At 72.9% G+C, this 20,605-nt stretch carries 15 protein-coding genes; 4 read left to right on the forward strand and 11 right to left on the reverse strand.

Features of this window, described 5'->3' with window-relative positions; all coding sequences use genetic code 11:
• Positions 1-78: 78 nt before the first annotated feature.
• The 3 genes from SGA01_RS06415 to SGA01_RS06420 form a co-directional block, all read right to left on the reverse strand.
• Positions 79-1,482 carry a sulfatase family protein gene (locus SGA01_RS06415; protein ID WP_229918479.1) on the reverse strand — a complete coding sequence of 468 codons (1,404 nt, stop codon included), beginning with the start codon at positions 1,480-1,482 and terminating at the stop codon, positions 79-81.
• 101 nt (positions 1,483-1,583) lie between these two features.
• On the reverse strand, positions 1,584-1,799 hold the full coding sequence (locus SGA01_RS42790; protein WP_371866004.1) for a putative leader peptide: 216 nt from the start codon (positions 1,797-1,799) through the stop codon (positions 1,584-1,586).
• 98 nt (positions 1,800-1,897) lie between these two features.
• Positions 1,898-2,386, reverse strand: coding sequence for a carboxymuconolactone decarboxylase family protein (locus SGA01_RS06420; protein ID WP_141294200.1), 489 nt, complete (start codon positions 2,384-2,386; stop codon positions 1,898-1,900).
• A gap of 395 nt (positions 2,387-2,781) precedes the next feature.
• Between SGA01_RS06420 and SGA01_RS06425 the strand changes: the two genes are divergently transcribed.
• On the forward strand, positions 2,782-4,701 hold the full coding sequence (locus SGA01_RS06425) for an FHA domain-containing protein (protein ID WP_229918478.1): 1,920 nt from the start codon (positions 2,782-2,784) through the stop codon (positions 4,699-4,701).
• A 61-nt stretch (positions 4,702-4,762) separates the two neighbouring features.
• On the opposite strand, the gene SGA01_RS06430 is transcribed toward SGA01_RS06425, so the two are convergent.
• Positions 4,763-6,766 (reverse strand): hypothetical protein, encoded by a 2,004-nt coding sequence (locus SGA01_RS06430; RefSeq protein WP_167534031.1) that lies wholly within the window; start codon positions 6,764-6,766, stop codon positions 4,763-4,765.
• Between the two features lie 181 nt (positions 6,767-6,947).
• On the opposite strand from SGA01_RS06430, the gene SGA01_RS06440 reads away from it, so the two are divergent.
• Positions 6,948-7,898, forward strand: coding sequence for a MerR family transcriptional regulator (locus SGA01_RS06440; RefSeq protein ID WP_141294206.1), 951 nt, complete (start codon positions 6,948-6,950; stop codon positions 7,896-7,898).
• A gap of 32 nt (positions 7,899-7,930) precedes the next feature.
• Here the strand turns inward: SGA01_RS06440 and SGA01_RS06445 are convergent, their stop codons facing one another.
• The 3 genes from SGA01_RS06445 to SGA01_RS06455 all read right to left on the reverse strand — a co-directional run bounded on the left by SGA01_RS06445 (position 7,931) and on the right by SGA01_RS06455 (position 11,853).
• The gene (locus SGA01_RS06445; protein WP_141294208.1) at positions 7,931-8,617 is read right to left on the reverse strand and encodes a sigma-70 family RNA polymerase sigma factor; all 687 of its coding nucleotides are present in this window, start codon (positions 8,615-8,617) and stop codon (positions 7,931-7,933) included.
• A 155-nt stretch (positions 8,618-8,772) separates the two neighbouring features.
• Complete coding sequence (locus SGA01_RS06450; RefSeq protein WP_141294210.1) at positions 8,773-10,146, reverse strand: cryptochrome/photolyase family protein; 1,374 nt, start codon at positions 10,144-10,146, stop codon at positions 8,773-8,775.
• A 135-nt stretch (positions 10,147-10,281) separates the two neighbouring features.
• Complete coding sequence (locus tag SGA01_RS06455; protein WP_141294212.1) at positions 10,282-11,853, reverse strand: SDR family oxidoreductase; 1,572 nt, start codon at positions 11,851-11,853, stop codon at positions 10,282-10,284.
• Between the two features lie 224 nt (positions 11,854-12,077).
• Here SGA01_RS06455 and SGA01_RS06460 point away from each other — a divergent pair, with 224 nt between their 5' ends.
• Positions 12,078-12,296: a hypothetical protein gene (locus SGA01_RS06460; RefSeq protein WP_141294214.1), complete on the forward strand. Its 219-nt coding sequence runs from the start codon at positions 12,078-12,080 to the stop codon at positions 12,294-12,296.
• Positions 12,297-12,328: 32 nt separating this feature from the next.
• Here SGA01_RS06460 and SGA01_RS06465 read toward each other — a convergent pair whose 3' ends face one another.
• From SGA01_RS06465 to bdeA, 4 genes are all read right to left on the reverse strand, one after another.
• Positions 12,329-13,744 (reverse strand): hypothetical protein, encoded by a 1,416-nt coding sequence (locus SGA01_RS06465; RefSeq protein WP_141294216.1) that lies wholly within the window; start codon positions 13,742-13,744, stop codon positions 12,329-12,331.
• A gap of 189 nt (positions 13,745-13,933) precedes the next feature.
• The gene (locus SGA01_RS06470) at positions 13,934-14,701 is read right to left on the reverse strand and encodes a class I SAM-dependent methyltransferase (RefSeq protein ID WP_141294218.1); all 768 of its coding nucleotides are present in this window, start codon (positions 14,699-14,701) and stop codon (positions 13,934-13,936) included.
• Positions 14,702-14,779: 78 nt separating this feature from the next.
• On the reverse strand, positions 14,780-17,437 hold the full coding sequence (locus SGA01_RS06475) for a helix-turn-helix transcriptional regulator (protein ID WP_141294220.1): 2,658 nt from the start codon (positions 17,435-17,437) through the stop codon (positions 14,780-14,782).
• Positions 17,438-17,536: 99 nt separating this feature from the next.
• Positions 17,537-18,499, reverse strand: a complete 963-nt coding sequence (gene bdeA / locus SGA01_RS06480; protein WP_371866005.1) for a bis(hydroxyethyl) terephthalate hydrolase — start codon at positions 18,497-18,499, stop codon at positions 17,537-17,539.
• A 143-nt stretch (positions 18,500-18,642) separates the two neighbouring features.
• Between bdeA and SGA01_RS06485 the strand changes: the two genes are divergently transcribed.
• On the forward strand, positions 18,643-20,535 hold the full coding sequence (locus SGA01_RS06485; RefSeq protein ID WP_141294224.1) for an SMI1/KNR4 family protein: 1,893 nt from the start codon (positions 18,643-18,645) through the stop codon (positions 20,533-20,535).
• Positions 20,536-20,605 lie beyond the last annotated feature (70 nt).

Consider the following 20,605-nt stretch of genomic DNA (forward strand, 5'->3'; position numbering starts at 1 on the left):
TCGGTAGACACAACCCTACGCCACTCACGGCGCCCCCATGACCAGACCTCTCTCGGCGCTGCACAGTCGACCGATCGCTCAGTAGCGGAGCAGACCCGCGTCGATCCGCTCCCAGGCGGCTCGGAGCTCGGCGAGGCGTGGCTGTTCGAAGGGCGCCCGGTCCGCCTGCTCGCGGGAGTCCTCGGACAGGTGGAAGAGCTGGTCGCGGCCGGACTTGCCCCGGTAGTACTTCCAGTCGCCGCGGCGCAGTGCCCGCTCGCCCCGGACCCGCCAGAACAGGTCGCGCTCGGGTACCTCGGCGCCGCGCAGCAGGTGCCCGGCGAGGCTGGTGCCGTCGAGCGGGTACGCGGGGTGGGGGCGGGCGCCGGCCAGGTCGAGGAGGGTCGCCGTCCAGTCGGGGGTGAAGACCGGCAGGTCGCTGACCTGGCCGCCGTCGATCCGGGCGGGCCAGCGCAGGATCGACGGGACGCGGATGCCGCCCTCCTGGAGGGAGCCCTTGTTGCCGGCGAGCGGCCAGTTGTAGGAGAAGCGCTCGCCGCCGTTGTCGCTCGCGAAGAAGACGAGCGTGTCCTGCTCCTGGCCGGAGCGCTTGAGGGCCTTGAGGACCTGACCGATCGAGCGGTCGAGGTCCTCGACCATTTCCTTGTACTTCTCGATCGAGCCGCCGTCCTGGTGCCACAGGGCGGAGCGGTCACCGGCCTTGATCCGGCGGACTATCTCGTCGCTCGCCTCCTTGTCCCCGTCCGCGATCCACGGCCAGTGCGGGGTGGTGAAGTTGAGGTTGAGCGCCCAGGGCTTGTCGTGTTCCCGGCTGACGTACTCGCTCGCCCGCTCGGTGAGGATCCGGGTGTAGTAGCGCAGGTCCTTGTACTCGGCGTCGCCCTCGTAGAGGTCGTACTCGCCGCCGAGGCCGAGCTTGGAGTAATACTCCAGCGCGCCGCCGAAGTTGCCGAAGAACTCGTCCCAGCCGGAGCGGGTCGGGGAGTAGTCGGGCAGGTAGCCGCAGTGCCACTTGCCGATGAGGGCTGTGGCGTAGCCGGAGTCCCGGAGCAGCGAGGCGAGCGTGGGGTGGGTGGGCTCCAGGCCTACGGACTTGTCCGCGATCGGCTCGGCGAGCCCGCCCTTCGTACGGCCCGGGTAGCGGCCGGTGTAGAGGCTGAAACGGGTGGGCGAGCACGTCGCCGAGCCGGAGTAGGCGTCGGTGAAGCGGACGCCTTCGCGGGCGAGGCGGTCCAGGTGGGGGGTGCGGATGTGCGGGGAGCCGTAGGAGGAGAGATCCGCCCAGCCGAGGTCGTCGCCCAGGATGAAGAGGATGTTGGGCCGTCGGGAGTGCCGGCGCGGGTGCGCGGCGCGGAAGGGACGCTCCTGCGCGTCGGTCGCGGGGGCCGCGTGGACGGCGGGCGCGGTAGCGCCGAGAGCGGCCGCGGCGGCGGCACCGGCGGCGACCCCGCCGAGGGCACGGCGGGACAGGGGCGTGGACATACAGGACTCCAGGAGAACGTGAGCGCATGCCTCCGGGGCCGCCCGTCGGTCCGGGCGAGCGGAGGAGCTCAGGGGTGTTGGGCGAGTGGGAGGACAGTCGTTCAGCGGCAGCGACAGACAGCGCTCGCGACACGGACGAGGTCCACGTGTCGGCGCTGTACGAGGGTGACCGAGCGGTCACGCGGGGGCTGCATGAGGCAGGAGTCTTGTCGAGACCGTCTGGGGGCGTCAACGTCGTACGGGCAGGTCGACGCGCGTAGTTCGCATGATCGACATCCTCGCGACACACCCCGCGAGCCTCGCTCCGCGCGGCACATCGCGTGCGGATTCCACCCCGATCGCAGACCGTTCCGGCGGGGCAGAAGGCCCCGCCGGAACGATTCAGAGCCTTCGCCGGCCGCGGCCCGGATCTCGGTCAGTCCCACTGCTGGTCGGCGAGGGAGTCGACCGGCTGGGGCTTGCCGATGACGGCGAGGGCGATGAAGAAGTTGATCTGCCCGATCGCGATGGTGAGGGTGGCCAGCGCCTTCTCGTCGTAGTGCTTGGCCACCTCGGCGTACAGCTCGTCGGAGACGCGCTCCTGGCCGTGCGGCGCGGGCTGGAGGGTGGCCTCCACCAGGGCGAGCGCGGCCCGCTCCGCGTCGGAGAAGTACGGGGCGTCCTGCCAGGAGGAGACGGCGGTGATGCGCTCCTCGGACTCCCCGGCCTTGCGCAGGAAACCGGTGTTCAGGATGGTCAGGTAGGTGTTTCCGACGATCTGCCCGGCGCGCAGGTGGACCAGGCTCATCGTGGCGCGCGGGACCGAGCGGTTGCCTGTGGCCCGGAAGAGTGCGGCACTGATGTCGTTCAGCTCCGGAACGAACTCGCCGGGGTTGGGCATCCTGGAGATCGAGGGCTTCGTCATGGTGGTTCTCCTCCGTCATCGTGTCGCCCTGGTCGGCGTCTTCACAGCCCTGACGGAGCGGGCCGCGCAGATGTGACAGCCGTCGCCGAAGAAGTTTCGCCGGGAGCTCGAACACCGGCCTGGCACCCCGCGAGCGACGGGTCGCCGAGGCCGACCTCGACCGGTCACGCCATTCCTGCCACACAATTCACATAGGACTCAGCCGCTTACTTCAGGACCCCGCTGTGACATCTTCACGGAATGGCCACCGTGTGATGATCAGCGCTCCGTACGCCTTCTCAGCGACGTCGCGGCCGCATTAAGATTGCCCTGCGTGCCGCGTGACTCGCGGTGCGTGATGCAGGGTGCTGCCGTCCAGTTACCGGTATCGCAATTCGTCATCGGATCCGTGACTCATGGAATTGGGTGACCCTATGCCTCCTCGGCTCGTCGGCCATCAAGGCTCCCTGGCCGGACAGCGGTTTCCGATCGGCACCACACCGCTCACCTTAGGTCGCAACGGCGACAACAGCATAGTGATCGTCGGCGGAAACGTCTCACGCTTTCACGCCGAAGTGCGCCGTGAGGGTCACGGATTCGTTCTGTACGACAGCGGCAGCAGTAATGGCACGCGAGTCAACGGGGCGCGTGTGACCTCGCACGAACTGCAGCCCGGGGATCTCATCGAGATAGGCACCGAGACGTTCCGTTTTGAAGCGGCCGACGCGATGGAGACCATCCTCGACCTCTCCGTGCTGCGCCCGCTCAGCCCGTCCTCGCAAGCGACCCTGGCGGCAGGGCCGGTACTGAACGTCACGGTGTCGGGCGGTGGACCCGTCGGTCTGAGTTTCGCTCTGCTCCTGGAACACCTCATGGGGCATCGTGTCGCCATCGCCGTGTACGACAGCCGCTGGACCCAGGACGGGGCGAAGGTCGTCTGGAAGGACGAAAGCCAGGGCAACGTACGCCGGCAGCAGGTCGTGACCGTGCAGAGCCGCCAGTATCTGAACCTCCCCGAGGAGGTTCAGGCACGGCTGTTCCGTGGCGACGCGTTCTCCGAGATGTGGCCGGTCGGCCCCGACTCGATCCGCGGCTGCAGCCCGAGGAACCTCCGGATCGCCTACATCGAGGACACACTGCTCGAACTGGCCAACGAAAAGCCGGACCGTATCCGGTTGATTCCTGCTTCGTTCGACCCGGCCGAGCATCAGAAATCCGAGTCCAAGGATCATGTCCTCGCCATTTGCGAGGGAGGCCGCTCCCGAACGCGCGAGTATTTCGCCGACAGGTTCGGAAACGCCGACAAGTCCATCTACTCGCTCCAGGGCCAGCACATTCAGGATGTCGTCCTGGGCCTGCGCGTCAAATCGACGCTGACCGACCCCATGACCGTCCTGCTGACCGTGGCCCAGAACCGGTTTCTCCTCAATGCCCTTCGCGGCGAGGGATTCCTGAACATGCGGCTCACCGACGCCGAGGCCGCGGAAGTGGTCGGAATCGATCCGGTCCGGCACGTATTCGAGGAGTGCATCGCCTCACGCCCGTGCGTCATGGGGCGCGACGACCACGGTGACTTCCAGTGCTCGACGCACAGCACGCTCTTCCTCCCCGCCATGGTCAGGGGTTCGGCCCTGTGGAAGCGGGTGCTGGAGGGGCTGGCGCTGTTCAGCGTCGCCGAGAAGGACCTGAGCGCCGTCACCGCCTTCCGGCTCGACATGGTGCAGCGCCCCAGGTTCACCACCCGTCTCCGCTCCGCCACGGCGACCTCCCCGGGGACGTACGGATTCCTCCTCGGCGACGCCGCCAACGCCATCCACTTCTGGCCGGGACGCGGGCTCAACAGCGGCCTGGGCTCCGCGATCTCGCTGGCCCGGTCCCTCAACGGAGCCTGGAGGGGCAGGCCGTTCCGCGACGCCGACTTCGCTCGCCACGAAGCAGCGATGTCCATGCTCCAGTACCGGCACAAGAGCCGCGCCTGGAACACGATGATCACCACCGACGAGAACGGCGTCAGCCAACCGATCAAGGAGAGGATCGCCCAGAGCATCGAGGAGTGCGAGGGGAAGGACCTCGACAAAAGCGCGGACATCGACGCCCTCATGGAACGACTGCGGTCGATCCGCGACCGGCTGGCGTCGCGCCTTCCCGGCATGCCCGACGACCCGACGCTCCGGAACCACCTGGAGTCGCTCGACTCCTCGACCCTGCGCACACTGTGGGAGAGCGGACCCTGGGACACCCTGACCGTCGGGGGCGAAGAGGTGGACATCGACATCTTCTACCAACAGGGCTCACCACCCACGACCGACCCGACCAGGACCCGCGCGGCGTCGTGATCACTGGGATTCCGGTCCACTGAGGGTCCCGACCCCGCTCAGGGTCGGGACCCGCATCGCGTCACGACCTGTCGGCTCCTTCCTCCGCCTTTCCCCAGCCCCGGAGTTCTCCCGTGCCGGGCACCGTGCCGGTCAGCCGGACCTGGCCCGTCGCGTTCGTGCGGACGGCGAGGACCTGTCCGCGTACGGTGGCGGAGACGGGACCACCGGCGGTGATCACGGTCAGGGCTCGGCTGCCTGCGGCCAGGTAGTAGCGCGTGCCGGACGGCGCCGTCCAGTACGTTCCCACCAGCACGTGCTGGCCGAAGCGACTGCACGCCGCCGTGTACGCGGGCTGCGGGCCCGGAGGCCGTACCGGCGTCGGCCCGCTGCGCGCGTCCGGTCCCTCCCACGCCACCGCCACGCGGGCGCGCCCGTCCCAGGTCTCCGCGCGGGTGCACGTCCACGTGGCGCGTCCGGCCCGCTCCGGCAGGGTCTGCTGGGCGAACTCCCACCGGTTCACGGCGCGTACTCCGGTTCCCGTCAACTCCGGCAGCCCGCAGGCCGAACGGGCCCATGCGGCGAGGCCCGCCGTCGACGTCGCCTCTCGCGGTTGGCGTGCGGGGGCCCCGGTCCCCGGCGCCGGGGTCCACGTGAGGTGCACGGGGTTGAGCTCTCCGAGGTCCGCCAGCAGGAAGGAGTGGTCCTCGACGATCCGGGCGGAGGACCGCACCTGCAGCGCGGGAACGCTCCGGCAGTCACCGGGCGCCCGGGGTACGGGGTCGGTGACACCGTCCTCGGAGACGGCCAGCCGCCGCGCGGGCACGTCGGGCCGCAGGAGATCGCGCACCGCGCTCTCGTCGATCCAGGGGGCGAGCAGGAACCGCGCTCCGAGCCGCGTCCTGCTCACCGCCACGGCCGCCCCTGTGGTCACGTCCGCGTCGTCGGCCCGGGCCAGTTCGAGGACCGCCCCGCCCCGGCCGGTCAGCGGCTCGGCGTACCGGACGAGCCGGCCGCCGTCGTGCAGGAGGACGACGGCCGAGCCGTCGACCGGGCCGGCGAAGAGCAGTCGGGCCGGCGCGGCGGGCGGGGTCGTCGGCGTGCCCGGCGTGACGGTCACCCGGACGCCCGGCCGGTCGCCGCTGCCCCGCGCCCAGGCGTCGAGGGCACGGGACAGCAGGGCCATGTCGCCGGTTCGCGCCCCGCGAGCGGGCCACGCGGTGAGGTCGACGCGGGCGGTGTCGGACCATCGCTCACCGGGGGTGCTGACCAGGAGCTCGGGGTCGGCCGCGCGGGCGGACGCGACGGTGAGGGCCGTGGCAGGCGGCGGGGGCGCGTCCGCCTCGGGTCCCAGGGTGACCACGGCGGCTGTGGACGCGGCGAGCAGCATGGCGGCGGCGAGGGCGGCGAGTCGCGTCCGGTGCCGGCGGCGCAGCAGGTCGGTGGGGCGCGCCTGCACGGTGCAGGGGTCGAACTCCGCTCCTTGCAGGAGCGATTCGGCATCGGCGCCGACGGCGGTGCGGAGGCGTTCGGCGGCGCGGAGCGCCTCGTCCGGAGCGGGCACTCCCGCGGCGGCGAGGAGGAGGCCGGCGGACTGCGCGGTGAGTCCTTCGAGGACGCGCAGGGCGAAGGCGGCCCGTACCTCGGGGGCCACCGCGGCCAGTGCGGATTCCAGCGCGAGCTCGTCGTCGCCGCCGGCCCGGGGGAAGAGCCTCAGTCCGAGGACGGCGGGGAGCGGGGGCCGCCCGAGGGGCCACCGGGGACGGTCGGCCGCCCGTAGCGCGGCGGTCACGACACGCTCCCGCAGCCAGGCGAGGACCGGCCCCGGCTCGCCACGCTGCGCGGGAACGGTGGGGGCGGGTGCCGGGCCGGGGCGTGACCGGGCCGCCGCGAGGGACTTCTGCACGAGCGCGTGCGCCGCGAGCACGCGGCGGTGCCGGCCGAGGGCGGGCGGGAGAATCAGGTGGGCGAGCCGGACGAGCCGCGGGTAGTGCTCGACGAGCGCCGCCTCGGCCTCGTCCCGAGTGGGGCGAGGGGGCGCGGCGGGGGATATTCCGGTGCTGGGGAACGTGTCGTACGACTGCATGCCTGTGCAAACGAGAGCCGTCCGGAGCGGTCACCTTGGACAGGTGCGCTGAGGGTCCCCCGGACCGCGTACCTCACTGGGGTTCCCGGGCATGGGGTTACCGGGCCGGCCGCGTACCTCACTGAGGTCCCCCGCCGTCGCGCACCTCACTCGCATCGTTTGTGCGTCGTACGATGAAGGCATGAAGGACGCGACACACGGCGTCACCACGGGGGCCGTCGCCCGGCGGCTGGGCGTCTCCCCCACCACACTGCGGTCGTGGGACCAGAGGTACGGAATCGGTCCGGCGGCACGGGAGAACGGCCGTCACCGGCGCTGGTCGCCGGAGGACATCGCCGTACTCGAGGCCATGTGCCGGCTCACGACGTCGGGCGTGCCACCGGCCGAGGCGGCCCGGGTGGCCCGGACCCGTGCCGGGCAGGTCCCACCGCCGTCCGAGGCCCCCGGCGTCGCCGTGCCCGCGCGCGCCCCGGGATCCGGCAACGGGCTGCCCCTCGGGGAGGTCCACCGGGAGTTCCGGGGCCTGGCCCGGGCGGCGGTACGCCTCGACAGCCCCACCATGGACCAGCTGCTGCGCGAGCTGGTGGCCGCGCACGGGCTCGTCACCTCGTGGGAGGAGGTGATGGCGCCCACCCTGCACGCCGTCGGACGCAAGTGGGAGTCCTCGGGCGACCGGTACGTCGAGGTCGAGCATCTGCTGTCCTGGCACATCTCCACCATCCTGCGGCAGTTGGCCGGTTCCGCCCGGCCGCACCCGGCCGACTCGCCGCCGGTCCTGCTCGCCTGCGTCCCGGGCGAGCAGCACACCCTCTCGCTGGAGGCCCTGGCCGCCGGTCTCGCCGAGCACGGCCTGCCGTTCCGCATGTTCGGGGCGGCGGTGCCGGCCGAGGCGCTGGACGCGGCGGTACGGCGGCTGGGGCCGACGGCCGTCGTCCTCTGGTCGCAGTCCCGCTCCACCGCGAGCCACGCGCTCGCCCGGCACGTGGCGGACACCTCGTTCGGCGTCAGGGGCGCCCGGGCCCACCCGCTGGTGCTGCTCGGCGGCCCCGGTTGGGCGGGGCGGGCCGTCGCGCCCGGGATGCTGCGACCCCTGGGCCTGCGCGAAGCGCTCTCCGTCCTCACCCACCGCTGACGGTTCGCCGGTTCAGCTGACGGCTCGCCGGTTCATTCGTGCGTTCGCCCTCGCGTCGCCGGGACTTGGTGCGGGCTGTCGGGAGCGAGGCTGCGGCACAGTCGCTGCAGTCCGCGCCGGGTGTGGCTCTTGACGGTGCCCAGCGGCAGGCCGGTCCGCCGTGCGATCTGCGTCTGCGTCAGGTCGCCGAAGTAGGCGAGCGTCAGGACGTCACGCTGGACGCGCGGGAGCCGGGCGAGCTCGCCGGTGATCACGAGGCGGTCGAGCAGGTGGTCGGGTCCGTCGGCGGCCTCGGGGTGCGGGGGCAGGGCAGCCCCGGCGGCGGCGACGAGCGCGGTCCTGCGGGTGCGGGCGGCGAGCGCGTCGGCGATCCTGCGGCGCGTGATCCCGACCAGCCAGGCCGGGACGGGGCCCCGGTCGGGCCGGTATCCGCGGCGGCCGCGCCAGGCGGCGAGGAAGACCTGCTGGGTGACGTCCTCCGCCTCGCCGGCGTCCCCGATCGTCCGGTTCGCGAGGGTGAGCACCAGGCCTCCCCAGCGCCGGTAGGCCAGGGCGAGGCACTGCGCGTCCCCTCGGGCGAGTCCGGCGCCGATCTCCGCGTCGGTCGCTTCGTCGGTCAGCTCGGCGGTCGGCCCGTCGATGTCCGGTCGGAGGAGCGGGAGGCGTTCTTCGTCGGCCGCGAGGGGCCGCGGGCGGCTGATCGTGGGCACTGCGCTCATGACGACTCCTCCTGCGGCCCGGTGTGCGGGCGGGTGCTCGGTGCCTCCTCAGGTTCCGCCGGACGGCGACAGCGACTCAAGACGCAGCGTTTGTGCATCGTTTTGAGACGGCCTCGGGGCAGGCCGGCCGGGAGCGGGAGATCGGCCGCGCGGGCTCAGTCCTGGCCGCGGGCGCGCCGGAAGCGCCCCAGGCCGTCGGCGAGCGCCACGATCGGGTCGGGGTAGTCGACAGCTGCCCGGTCCAGCGGGGGCAGCTTCCACGGCTCGTGGACCACCGGGGTCGTCAAGGCGGCGAGTTCGGGGACCCAGCGGCGGACGTACGCGCCCTCCGGGTCGTATCTCCGCGCCTGGAGAACGGGGTTGAGGACCCGGTTGGGCCGGGTGTCGGTGCCTGTGCCCGCGGCCCACTGCCAGTTCAGCTGGTTGTTCGCGATGTCGCCGTCGACGAGGAGACCGAGGAAGTGGCGGGCTCCGAGCCGCCAGTCGAGGTAGAGCGTCTTGGTCAGGAACGAGGCCGCGAGGAGCCTGCCCCGATTGTGCATCCAGCCCTCGTGGGCGAGTTGACGCATGGCGGCGTCCACCAGGGGGTAGCCGGTCCGGCCCTCCTGCCATGCCCGCAGGTCCGCCTCGGCCTGCTTCCCGTGCCGCCAGCGGTCGTGCCGGGTCCGGTAGTCCTCCGTGGCGGCGTGCGGGCGGGCGTTCAGCACCTGGTGGTGGAAGTCCCGCCAGCACATCTGGCGGACGAACGCCGCCGCGCCCGCCCCGCCCCGGGACCGTGCGCGGTGGACCACCTCGTTCGCGGAGACCGCGCCGAAGTGCAGGTACGGGGAGAGACGGGAGGTGACGTCACCGGCGAGGTCGTCGTGCCGGTCCTCGTAGGAGTCGACGTGCCGCGACAGCCAGGCCGTGAGCCGCTCGCGGCCCCTGCGCTCGCCGCCGGCCGCCAGGCCCTCGGAGACGGACGCGACGGCGGTGCGCGAGGGCACCTCGTCGGACCGCAGACCGCCGGGCACCGGCACGGATCGGGGCGCCGCGGCCGGGGAGCGCGGCGGCTCGGCCGACCATCGCCGGTGGTACGGGGTGAACACGGCGAAGTGGTCCGATCCGGCCGGGGTGACCTCGCCGGCCGGCAGCACGGTGACGACCCCGTCGTGGACGTACAGCCGGCGACCGTCCCTCTCCAGGGCATGGCGCAGCCGCCGCTCCCGCTCGTGTGCGAACGCGGTGCATCCGGCCGCCATGTGGACCTCGTCCGCGTCGGTCTCCCGGGCCACGGCGCACACCTCGGCCACGGTGTCGCCGTGCCGTACGACGAGACGGCCGCCCCGGGCGCGGAGCCCGGCGTCCAGGTCGGTCAGGCAGTCGGCGAGGAAGGCGAGCCGGTTGGGCGCGGCGAAGCCGACCCGGTCCACAGCCGGGTCACGGACGAAGAGGGGCACCACCTCGGACGCCGACGCGAGGGCGGCCCGCAGGGGCGGGTGGTCGTGGAGCCGGAGATCCGAGGTGAACAGGACGATCGAGACGTTCATGGCACCGTTCCTGGCGATCGGGCACCGGGGCGGTGGTGAGGCGCCCGGTGGGTGGACTGCTGCGAGGGGATCTGCGGTCCTCTTTCACGGGGCGGTGTGCCGTCGGATGCACCGACTTACGGATGCCGCGCCGGCTTACGCCTGCGAGGCCTCGCGCTCGGCGGGAGGGTGTGCCTCGCCCGCGCGGGCGAACTCCTCCGCGGCTCCCGCGATCCTGCGGGCCATTCCGCCGAACACGACGGCGTGGAAGGGGGCGACGCTCCACCAGTAGAGCTGTCCGGCCAGGCCCCGGGGGTGGAACAGGGCGCGCTGCCGGTACCTCGACCGGCCGTCGCCGTCGTGCTCCACGTACATCTCCAGCCAGGCCAGGCCGGGCAACCGCATCTCGGCCCGGAGCCTGAGCATGCTCCCCCGCTCGATCGCCTCCACGCGCCAGAAGTCCAGGGCGTCGCCGACCCGCAGCCTGGCGGCGTCACGGCGGCCGCGGCGCAGCCCGACCCCGCCGGAGAGCCGGTCGATCCAGCCGCGCAGGGCCCAGGCGAGCGGGAACGAGTACCAGCCGTTCTCGCCCCCGATGCCCTCGACGACGCGCCACAGGTCCTTGGGGCCGGCCTCGACGTCCCGCTGCCGTTCGTCGGTGTAGAGGCTGCCGCCGGCCCAGTCGGGGTCGGTCGGCAGGGGGTCGCTCGGCGCTCCCGGCACCGCGGCGGAGGACCAGCGGGTGATGACCTGGGCCTCGCGGACGCGCTGCAGGGCGAGGACGAGGGCCCGGTCGAAGGGCAGCGGTGCCCCGGGCGGGTCGGGCACGTAGCGGGTGATGTCGTGCTCGGCGCAGACGACCTCGTAGCGCAGGGACTCGGCGAGGGGCCGGGCCAGGGCGGCGGGAACCGGCGTGACCAGTCCGATCCACTGGCTGGACAGGCGCGGGGTGAGCATGGGAACCGGCAGGATCAGCCTGCGGGGCAGCCGGGCGACGGTCGCGTAGCGCTCCATCATCTCCCGGTAGGTGAGGACGTCGGGGCCGCCGATGTCGAAGGTGCGGCTGACGTCGTCGGGCATCCGGGCGCTGCCGACGAGGTAGCGCAGGACGTCGCGGACGGCGATGGGCTGTACGCGGGTGCCGACCCAGCTGGGCGTCACCATGACGGGGAGCCGCTCGGTGAGATAGCGGAGCATCTCGAACGACGCCGAGCCGGAGCCGATGACGACGGCGGCGCGCAGGACGGTGGTGGGAACGCCGGAGGCGAGCAGGATCCGGCCGACTTCGGCCCGGGAGCGCAGGTGCGGTGAGAGTTCCTCGTCCGGGCGGTCCGCGGGGGTGAGTCCTCCGAGGTACACGATCCGGCGGACGCCGGCGGCCCGCGCCTCGGCCGCGAAGGTACGGGCGGCGAGCCGGTCGGTCTCCTCGAAGTCCCGCCCGGAGCTCATGGAGTGCACGAGGTAGTAGGCCACCTGGACGCCCCGTAGGGCGGGGCGCAGGCTCTCGGCGTCGGTGACGTCACCGCGGACGGTCTCGACGCGGTCCGCCCAGGGGTGGTCGCGGAGGTGGGCAGGGGTGCGGGCCAGACACCGGACGGCGTATCCGGCGTCGAGCAGCTCGGGCACGAGCCGGCCGCCGATGTAGCCACCGGGGCCGGTGACCAGGCACAGCTCGCCTGTGGACGAGGAGGAGGCAGCAGTGGACGAGGTCCGGGTGCGCGGCGCCATGAACAGCCACCCCATTTCTGACCTGAAGGACACGTCGTATCGAATGTCCCCCCTTACGGGAGGGACGGCATGTCCACTCTTCCCTGTTCCGGCCCCCGCCGGATGCGGCACGGGCTGCCCGCGAGCAGGGCGCGGGCCGCCGGGGAACCTTTTACGACGGTCCCGCGTCTGTTTTGTCGGGTGCCGAGATCGGTGCTCGTGGTGCGTCGACGAAGTGAGGTGCCATGCAGGCCGAGGACTCGACCACGCTGGAAGCCACGCTGGCGGACGGGCGGCGCATGACGCTGTCGCTCCCCGCCACGGACGCGCCGTGGGCCGCCGACGGGCTCCGCGCGCTGCGGCCCGTGCCGCCCACGCACACGGGGCGCGGCGAGGAGCCGCCGACGCTTCCTGAGCAGCCTGCCCTGCCGCTCGAGGTCGCGATCCTCGGCTTCGGGCTGTAGCGGGCCGGTCGCGCCGACGGCTCAGCGCCCCGTCAGGGTCTGATGCCGAACAGCATCCGCTGTCCGGGGTGTTCGGTGACCGTCCAGAGCTGGTCCGGTGAGCCGGGCCAGACGGAGAAGTCCTCGACACCGATCGCCGAGGTGCGTCGGGCGGCCGTCTCGACGAGTCGCCCGGTGGCGGTGTCCGGGCGGGCGACGATCACCTTGCCGTTGAGCGCGCCCCGGCTCTGGCTGAGGTAGTACGTGCCGTTGACGACCGCGGCGCCCTGGACGCCGCCGTTGTCCTCGTAGGCGGTGTTGAAGGGGACGCGGTAGGCCGAGTCGGCGGCCCAGATCCCGTTGGCGTCCAGCGCCGGGGTTCCCCCGCTGTCGTTCATCGGCCAGCGGATCACCCGGCCGGTCCGGTACGCGTCGGTGGCCTGCGCCCGCTCGCACCATTCGCCGGTGGTGATGTGCCGAACGGCCGAGCTGCGGTCGAGGCTCGCGAAGCTGGTCTTCGGAGTGACGTCCGTGGCCTCGCAGGTCTTCTCCTCGTCCTGCATGTCGCAGGGCGTGCCCGGCGGCGGCTCGACCGTGTCGCAGGCGGTGTTCGTCCAGCCGTCGCTCTGCGGCAGGATGTAGCGGTAGCCGTGGGCGTGATAGACGCCGTTCTGCCGGCCTATCGCGGTCTTGGAGGTGCCCCACTGGTCGGCGGGGAGGGCGCCGAGGTCGATGATGTTGCGCAGGTCGAAGACCCGGAATCCGCGGTTGGTGTCGGCGACGTACAGGTAGTAGCCGTACCAGACCATTCCGCCGGCGTGCAGGGAACCGTACTGCTTCTGGCTCGTCGAGTAGTGCTGCGAGGTGCGCACGCTCATATAGCTCGCGTTGCCCGAGGAATTGACGAACGGGTAGACGAGCAGGACGTGGGCGTACTTGCCGGTGCTGGAATCGATGAAGGAGACGCGGACACCCTTGCGTTCGGTGTTCAGGCCGTCCACGTCCGTGTCGTCGGGCTTCTTGTCCTTGTTCCAGTCGTCCTTGTTGTACCAGGTGACCAGCATGGGCTTGTGGTCGGCGGGATTCCATCCCGTCTCGGGGTCGCCCCAGGTCTGGTCCGCGTCGGCGTCGGCGACGGTGGTCACGCCCTGCGGCCACCACTCGGAGTTCGCGTCGCCGTTGTCGGCGTCCTCGAAGCAGAAGCTGCGGGAGAAGCCCTCCGGGACCGTGCTCCCTTCGGTGGCGGCGCCGTTGCAGACGCCGTTCGACCAGGTCCCCTCGCGAGGGGCGACCTTCAGGATCGAATTCACCCCGACATTGGGGAGATCGGCATTCAATTTGCTGACGCGGTCGCGCAGTTCGGCACGATTGGAGATGGGCTGAAGCTCGAAGTTACGCAGATCCAGACCGGGATCGGCGGCGGCCTGCGCGGAGCCGGTCGTGAGCAGTGAAGCGGTGACCGTCGCCATCAACGCTAATAGCGCACGCGTTTTGAACATTCTCTTCACGTAGAACTCCCGCTTATCATGTGCATGACTCGCGGGAGTGTAGGCGACACCCGCCTCCGTTCGGGTGCCCCTCCGAAGTGCTTACTGTGGAACTTTCATGACGACCCACCAGCGGGCCGGTGGGTCGGTAGGTCGGAGTGGATCCGCGTCCTAGTCGCCGGTCCGCGGTCTGCGTGCCTCGATCAGGGTGCGTGCGGAGTGGGCCACGAACGGGCCTTCCGCTCGGATCAGCGCGTCGAGGGCGCGCAGTCGGGGCAGGTGGGACTCCACCGTGAACCCCGGAACGATCCAGATGACCTTGCGCAGGAACCAGACGACGGCGCCGATGTCGTGGAACTCCATGCGCAGCCGCTCGGAGCGGAGGTCGACGATCTCGAGACCGGCGCCGCGGGCCGCCTCGCTCTCGTCGTCGGGGTGTCGGTGCCGGGCCGCCTCCGGTTGCGGGCCCAGGAAGTACTCGACCAGTTCCCAGACGCTGGCGGGGCCGACGTGCTGGGCGAGATAGGTGCCGCCCGGCCGCAGGACGCGGGCGATCTCCGTCCACCACACCGTGGCGGGGTGGCGGCTGGTGACGAGATCGAACGCGGCATCGGCGAAGGGCAGTGGCGGCTCGTCGGGGTCCGCGACGACGACGGCTCCCCGCGGGTGCAGGAGCGCGGTGGCCCGCGCGAGGTTGGGGGGCCACGACTCGGTGGCGACCATCGTCCGCGGCAGCTTCCGCACACCGGCGAGGACCTCCCCGCCACCCGTCTGGACGTCGAGGCCGGCCGAGGCACGGGCGAGCCGGTCGCCGAGCATCCGCTGGTAGCCCCAGGAGGGGCGCTGCTCCGTCGCCCGCCCGTCGAGCCATGAGAAGTCCCAGCCGTCGACGGACGCCTCGGAGGCCTCCGCGACGAGTTCTTCGAAGGTACGTGTCATCCCTTCATGATCCGTGCCGGCCGGGTTGCCGCCCCCACGACCTGCCGCAACTCCCGCCACCTCGCCGGGGGGGGCGGGTCACCGGCACTCAGGTCGCTCGGTCGCCACTGTCCGTGCCTCCCCGTCTGCGTCCCACCCGTCCACCACGCCCGGGAGTTCGACACGGGAGCGGATCCCCAGCCGGGCGAAGACGCCCCGGAGGTGGTGGTCCACCGTGCGGGGGCTGAGGGAGAGGTGGTCGGCGACCTCCTGGTTGGTGGCGCCACGCGCGACGAGTCGGACGATGCGCTGCTGCTGCGGGGTCAGCTCGCGCGGCGCCGCCGGGTCCGTCGCCCCGCCCGAGGCGCCGCCCGTGGCGCGGAGTTCGGAGCGCGTGTGCTCGGCCCAGCCCCCGGCGGCCGCCCGCTCGAAGGTCACGAGGGCGTCGCGCAGGGGGCCGCGCGCGTCCCCCGGTCGTCTGCGGCGCCTCAACCACGTGCCGTACGCGAGGAGGGTGCGGGCCCGCTCGAAGTCGTTCCCGCAGCTGTCGTGGCGGCGCACCGCCTCGCCGAACCAGTACGCCGGCGCCTCACCCTCCCCGAGCAGCGCCCGGCAGCGCGCCAACTGCGCCGGTGCCGGACCGTCGACGCCCAGGGCGGCCCAGGCCGCGTACTCCTCGGCCGCCTCCCGGGCCTCCGCGTCCCGGCCGGTCGCGACCGCGGCCTCCACGAAACAGGGCACCACCAGCATGCGCAGCGCGAAGTGGCCGCCCCGAGGACCCGGCCGGACCAGCGGGACGAGCCGCGCCGCCGCCTGGGCGGCCAGACCCCGGCCCAGTTCGGCCCGCGCCAGCGCCCACTCGGCGAGCGTCGCGGCCTGCACGAGTCCGTGCGGTCCCGCCGTCGCGAGCGCGCGTCCGGCGTGCTCCGTCACCGCGGTGCCGTCGCCCTCCACCGACGCCACCAGAGCCAGTACGGCGTGCTGGTGGGCCGCCACGTTGTGCTGGCCCGTCGCCTCCGCCGTCCGCAGCCCCTCCCGCGCCGTGCGCGCGGCCCGGCTGTAGCGGCCGGCCCGTAGTTCGGCGTAGGCGAGCTGTTCGAGCGCGCGGGGCAGCAGGGCGGTACGGTGCTCTGCCCGCGCCTTGACCAGCGCACGGGCGTGGACCCGGGCCGCGGTCGCGGTGTCGCCGAGGACGAGCGCGGCCGACCCGGCCCGAAGGAGCAACCGGGGGTCGTCCGTGGCGCCGTCCCCCGTGACCACCCGCGTCAGTGCCGTACGAGCGTCGTCCAGCCGTACGGTCAACGCGGCGCTCAGCCCTTCGGCGAAGTCGCGCTCCGTGCCCCGCACGTCCTCACCGCCGTCCAGGGCTGCCAGGCACCCCTCCACGTCACCGCCCGCCCACGCCGCCTCCATCGCCAGGAAGCGGGCGTCGGACGCCTCCACAGGCGCCCGCCCACGCAGCAGCTCCGCCGCCTGCAGCAGTTCTTCATGGGCGTCCATGACCGGGCCGCCGGCCAGCGCGGCAAGCCCCCGGACCAGGTGGGCCCGGCCCCGGGCGACCGGCGAGAGCGCGCGCACGGCGGCGGACGGCCCCAGCCGGTCGGCGCGATGCCCCCGCCCCCGGGCGAGCGCGGCCGCACCGGCCGCCGGGCGGTCCGCCGGAAGGTCCGCCGAGGGTGTCGCCCCCTTGGCCGGGCCGGGGGCCCGGGTCTCCCCTCGCCATGACGGCCGGGCCGAGGCGAGCGCGGCACGCCCGAGGAACGGGTCGTCGAAGCCGACCGCCCCGCCCCTGCGGCGCCGCAGGAGCCCGTCCGCCACCAGCCCTTCCAGTGGCTCGGCCGAGGCACGCGCGCTTGGCGCCCGACCGTCGACCCCACTGCCTCCGTCTCGGACCCCGTACGTCTCCGCCCTCGCGCAGTCGGCCCCCGTACGGCCCGCCAGGACCGCCACGGCGACCGTGGCGAGCAAGCGGCGGGAGGCCGCCGGGAGGCGCTCCAGGAGTCCTCCGTACACCTCGGCGAGGACCGTGTCGTCGACCGCCGGCTGCGGCAGGGGCTGGGTCCCCGCCAGCTGAGCCACGGTCAGGCGCCGTACCGTCGCGGCCAGGACGCCGGGATGCCCGGCGGCCTCGTCGAGCAACCGCTCCGCGACCGGCGGTGCCGGAGCGGCCACCGTGCACAGGTCAGCGAGCAGCGCCCGCGCCCCGGCCGTGGTCAGCCTGCCCAGCCGTACCGTCTCCGCTCCCGGCACTTCGGGGAACCGGTGATGGCGCGCGGCCGACACCAGCCACCCCACGCGGCCGGGACGGCCTGGCCCCCGGCCGTCGGTCTCCTGCCAGGCCGCGGCGAGGGCGGCCCGTGAATGCGCGTCCCACAGATGGAGGTCGTCCACACAGATCAGTACGGGTTCCGCCTCGGTGACGAGGGTGGCCATGGCCCGGGCCAGCCCGCCCTCGCCCCGCGCGAGCCGCAGTGCCCGGCGCGCGGCCGCCGGGGTGGGGGCGAGCGTGGCGAACAGCACCCGCGCCGCGCTCCACGGGCCCCGGTGGTGGGGCGCGGCGACGCGATACGCCGTACCGGGAAAGTCGGACGCCGCCCGGGAGAGGAGGCTCGTGCGGCCCTCGCCGGGGTTGCCGGTGACGAACAGGACGCCTCCGCGTCCGGCTGCGGTGCGGGCCGACAGGCGGCCCACGGCGGCGAGTTCGGCCGTGCGGTCGTACAGCCGCGGGTCGGCGGCGGTGTGCGTCGCTCCGCTCACGGCGGTGACGTTACCGGCCCGTACAGGAGGGCGGAAGGTTCCCGGGGCTGGGCAGTGGCCCAGACCCGGGAACCGGGCTCTGTGACGGTGCACAGAGCGTCAGGAACCGAGCGGGCAGGTGCCCCGGTACTCCTCGATCGTCAGACTCGGCCGCGGCAGCGGGCACAGGAACTGGTCGTAGCGGGTGTCGTCGTCGATGAAGCGCTTCAGCCAGGAGAGGCTGTACTTCGCGATCGTCGTGTTCGACGAGTTCGGGGTGAAGTGCGTGGCGCCGTTGAGCTCCAGATACGCCTTGTCGAGAGAGCCGGGCAGGCTCTCGTAGAACGGTTCGGAGTGGGTGGCGACGGGGGCGATCGTGTCGCCGTCCGCGCCGATGACGAGCGTGGGCGTGGTGATCTCGGGCCAGGTCTTGTCCGTGTTCCACGCGGTCAGGGGGACCGCGGCCTTGAGCGACGGCCGGCTCTTGGCCGCTTCGAGGGTGCCGCCACCGCCCATCGAGTGCCCCATCACACCGAGCCGGCTCGCGTCGACGCGGCCCCGCACCGCACTGCGCTGGGTCAGGTAGTCGAGTGCCGCCAGGAGTTGCCGCCCACGGCTGTCGGGCTGGTCGACCGTGGTCAGGGTGTCGATGGTGAACACCACGAAGCCCTGCGAGGCCAGCCGCGGCCCGAGCCACGCGATCGAGGACTGGTAGGCCGTGAACCCCGGCGAGATCACCACCGCGCCGAAGGTGCCGTCGCTCGTGGACGTCGGGTAGTAGATGGTTCCGCCGCCGAAGCCGCTGACGGCGAGCGAGGAGACGGCCGTCTCGCCGACGCTGTACGAGCCGCGCAGCGCCTCGATGCTCGCCTGGGTGGGCGCCGGACCGCGCTCGTACGGATTGTCCGCGGCTGCCGCCGTGCTCGCGGGAGCGGATCCGGCGGCCTGGGCGCCGGGGGCGAGCAGCAGGGTCAGACAGGCGGCGGCCATGGCCGCGCCGAAGTGTCGTGTCACGACGGAGTCGTCCTCTCGTGTCGTGGGGTGACCGCCGCCCGAGCGTCCGGGCGGCGGCCACGCCGTCATCTGGCCCGGCCACTGTCCGGTCGCCACGCGCCGCGGGCATCGGCAGAATCACCGGCCTTCTCGGGACGGCACTCCTGGACGACGGCTGCGGCAGATCCCGTCGGCTCGCGTCGTTGTCAGTGCCGGGTGACAGCATCACGTCCATGAGCACTGACACGTTCAACTGGCACGACTTCCTGCGCCGTTGGCAGGAGGAGTGGGTTCCGCGCCCGGACGAGGACGACGAGCCGCTCGTCGTGCCCCTGAACCGGCCGGGTGCCGACGAGGCGGTGATCGCCGCAGCCGAAGAGCGGCTCGGGCAGGGGCTGCCTCCCTCGTACCGCGAGTTCCTGGCCGTGAGCAACGGGTGGTACGTGGAACAGACCGCGGGGATCTACCGGCTCGGCGGCGCCGCCGATATCGACTGGTTCCGCGATCCGTTCGACATGACCGCGCTGTACGAGGAGGGTCTGGGCGACGACCCTCGCGAGGAGGAGGTCCTGCTCGCCGGGATGTGGCGGCGGGCGCTGCGGCTGGAGACCGATTCCGACATGTCGTACGCCCTGCTCGACCCCGGCGACACCGACCAGGACGGCGAGTGGGCGCTGTACGTCCACAAGGGCTGGAGCGGCGAATTCCCCGACCGCTACCCGTCGTTCCGCGCGTACATGGAGGCCATGTACCGCAGCTTCCACGGCGACCGGGCGGGGAGCCCCGAGTTCGTGAACGCGACCACGCGCGCCCAGGACGCCCGGGTGGACGAGGCCCATGCGCTCGCCCTGCACGGACGGTACGAGGAGGCTCTGCCCCTGCTCCAGGAGGCACTGTCCTTCGGCCGGCCACGGAGCGGCGTCCTGCTGAGCCAGCTGCGGCACCTGCTGGCCCCGCACGACCAGCAGGGGTACGGACTCCTGGGGGCGGACCCTCGCTACCTGCCGGAGATCCTCCCGGTGGAGGCCATGGCGGCGGCAGGCCGCGGCGCGCGTCGGCCGGACCACGACGACCACTGGGTCGGGATGATGACCGCGCGCGGGGCCGCCCGTGAAACCGTCGAGGCCGTACTGGGCGCGGTGAGCGAGGGCACCCATCGCTACGCGCCCCGCGGTCCATGGGGCCGGGCCGTCGCCGAGGCCCGGGAGTCCGCCCTCTGGGGTGCGACCGACGCCGCGTGGCGGGTACTGCGGGACGCGCTGCCGCTGTGGGAGCCTCCGGGCCCCTTGCTGATCGCCCCGGTCGGTCTGCTCGCCGACCCGGTCCTGGGTCCGCTGATCACCCCGGAGCGTGGGCGGGAGCTCCTCGCGACACCACGGGCCGGGGGGACGGGGCCCGCTCCCGAGCCGGTGCCCGACCTCGACCCGCCGGGCCTCTCCTGGCTGGCGGAGCCGGCCGCGTACCGGCAGTCGTTCGACGCGTACCGCTGCGTCTGGGTGGAGGGGACCGACCCCGGACGGCTGCCCGCCCTGATCGGCGAGGAGGGCGCCGAGCTGAGCGCGCCCACGGATCCGGACACCGTTGCCCGGCGGGCACCCAGGCCGCACGAACGGGAAGGTGTCGAGCTCTGGGAGGACCGGGCCGTGGTCGCCGTCGGCCGCGCCGGCGCATCATGGTCCTTCGCGTTCGACGGCTACGCCCACCACTACCTGAGCGACCTCTCCCTGTCCCCCGCTGCGGCCGCCTCCGCGTCCGGCCGTGCGGTGGTGGTGTGGAGGGACCCGCGGGGTTCGTCCTGGGCGGACCGTCCCGCCGCGTTCCACCTGTCGGTGGCCGAGCGTGGCGAGGAGCTCTACGCCTTCACCGTGCGGGGTACGGAGATCCGTCGCTCCGGCGTGATACCCGAGGCCCTCGACCCGGCGCGGCTGTTCCACCCGGAGGACGGCGGCGAGGCGGACGCCGAACGGCGCCTGCTCGACGCCCTGCACGCCGAACTGGGGGTCTCCCTCCCCCGCTTCGCCCTGACCCGGGGCAGACTCCCTACCTTCACCACCCGCTCCTGGACCCGCGCGCCGGGCCCGGGTGAGGGCTTCGCCTACCTCAGGTTCGAAGGCCACCGGCCCTGAGTCCGAGCGGGCACTCGCCGCCTGTGACCCACGTCACGGATTCCGTCTTCCTCTTTTCGTTATCCCCGCG

The organism is Streptomyces gardneri (assembly GCF_006539185.1).
GTDB classification, from domain to species: Bacteria; Actinomycetota; Actinomycetes; order Streptomycetales; family Streptomycetaceae; genus Streptomyces; species Streptomyces gardneri.

Bases quoted from the DNA above. Each gene is read 5' to 3' on its own strand.
- SGA01_RS06415 (WP_229918479.1), bottom strand. From the start codon at position 1,482: ATGTCCACGCCCCTGTCCCGCCGTGCCCTCGGCGGGGTCGCCGCCGGT.
- SGA01_RS42790 (WP_371866004.1), bottom strand. From the start codon at position 1,799: ATGTGCCGCGCGGAGCGAGGCTCGCGGGGTGTGTCGCGAGGATGTCGA.
- SGA01_RS06420 (WP_141294200.1), bottom strand. From the start codon at position 2,386: ATGACGAAGCCCTCGATCTCCAGGATGCCCAACCCCGGCGAGTTCGTT.
- SGA01_RS06425 (WP_229918478.1), top strand. From the start codon at position 2,782: ATGGAATTGGGTGACCCTATGCCTCCTCGGCTCGTCGGCCATCAAGGC.
- SGA01_RS06430 (WP_167534031.1), bottom strand. From the start codon at position 6,766: ATGCAGTCGTACGACACGTTCCCCAGCACCGGAATATCCCCCGCCGCG.
- SGA01_RS06440 (WP_141294206.1), top strand. From the start codon at position 6,948: ATGAAGGACGCGACACACGGCGTCACCACGGGGGCCGTCGCCCGGCGG.
- SGA01_RS06445 (WP_141294208.1), bottom strand. From the start codon at position 8,617: ATGAGCGCAGTGCCCACGATCAGCCGCCCGCGGCCCCTCGCGGCCGAC.
- SGA01_RS06450 (WP_141294210.1), bottom strand. From the start codon at position 10,146: ATGAACGTCTCGATCGTCCTGTTCACCTCGGATCTCCGGCTCCACGAC.
- SGA01_RS06455 (WP_141294212.1), bottom strand. From the start codon at position 11,853: ATGGCGCCGCGCACCCGGACCTCGTCCACTGCTGCCTCCTCCTCGTCC.
- SGA01_RS06460 (WP_141294214.1), top strand. From the start codon at position 12,078: ATGCAGGCCGAGGACTCGACCACGCTGGAAGCCACGCTGGCGGACGGG.
- SGA01_RS06465 (WP_141294216.1), bottom strand. From the start codon at position 13,744: ATGGCGACGGTCACCGCTTCACTGCTCACGACCGGCTCCGCGCAGGCC.
- SGA01_RS06470 (WP_141294218.1), bottom strand. From the start codon at position 14,701: ATGACACGTACCTTCGAAGAACTCGTCGCGGAGGCCTCCGAGGCGTCC.
- bdeA (WP_371866005.1), bottom strand. From the start codon at position 18,499: ATGACGGCGTGGCCGCCGCCCGGACGCTCGGGCGGCGGTCACCCCACG.
- SGA01_RS06485 (WP_141294224.1), top strand. From the start codon at position 18,643: ATGAGCACTGACACGTTCAACTGGCACGACTTCCTGCGCCGTTGGCAG.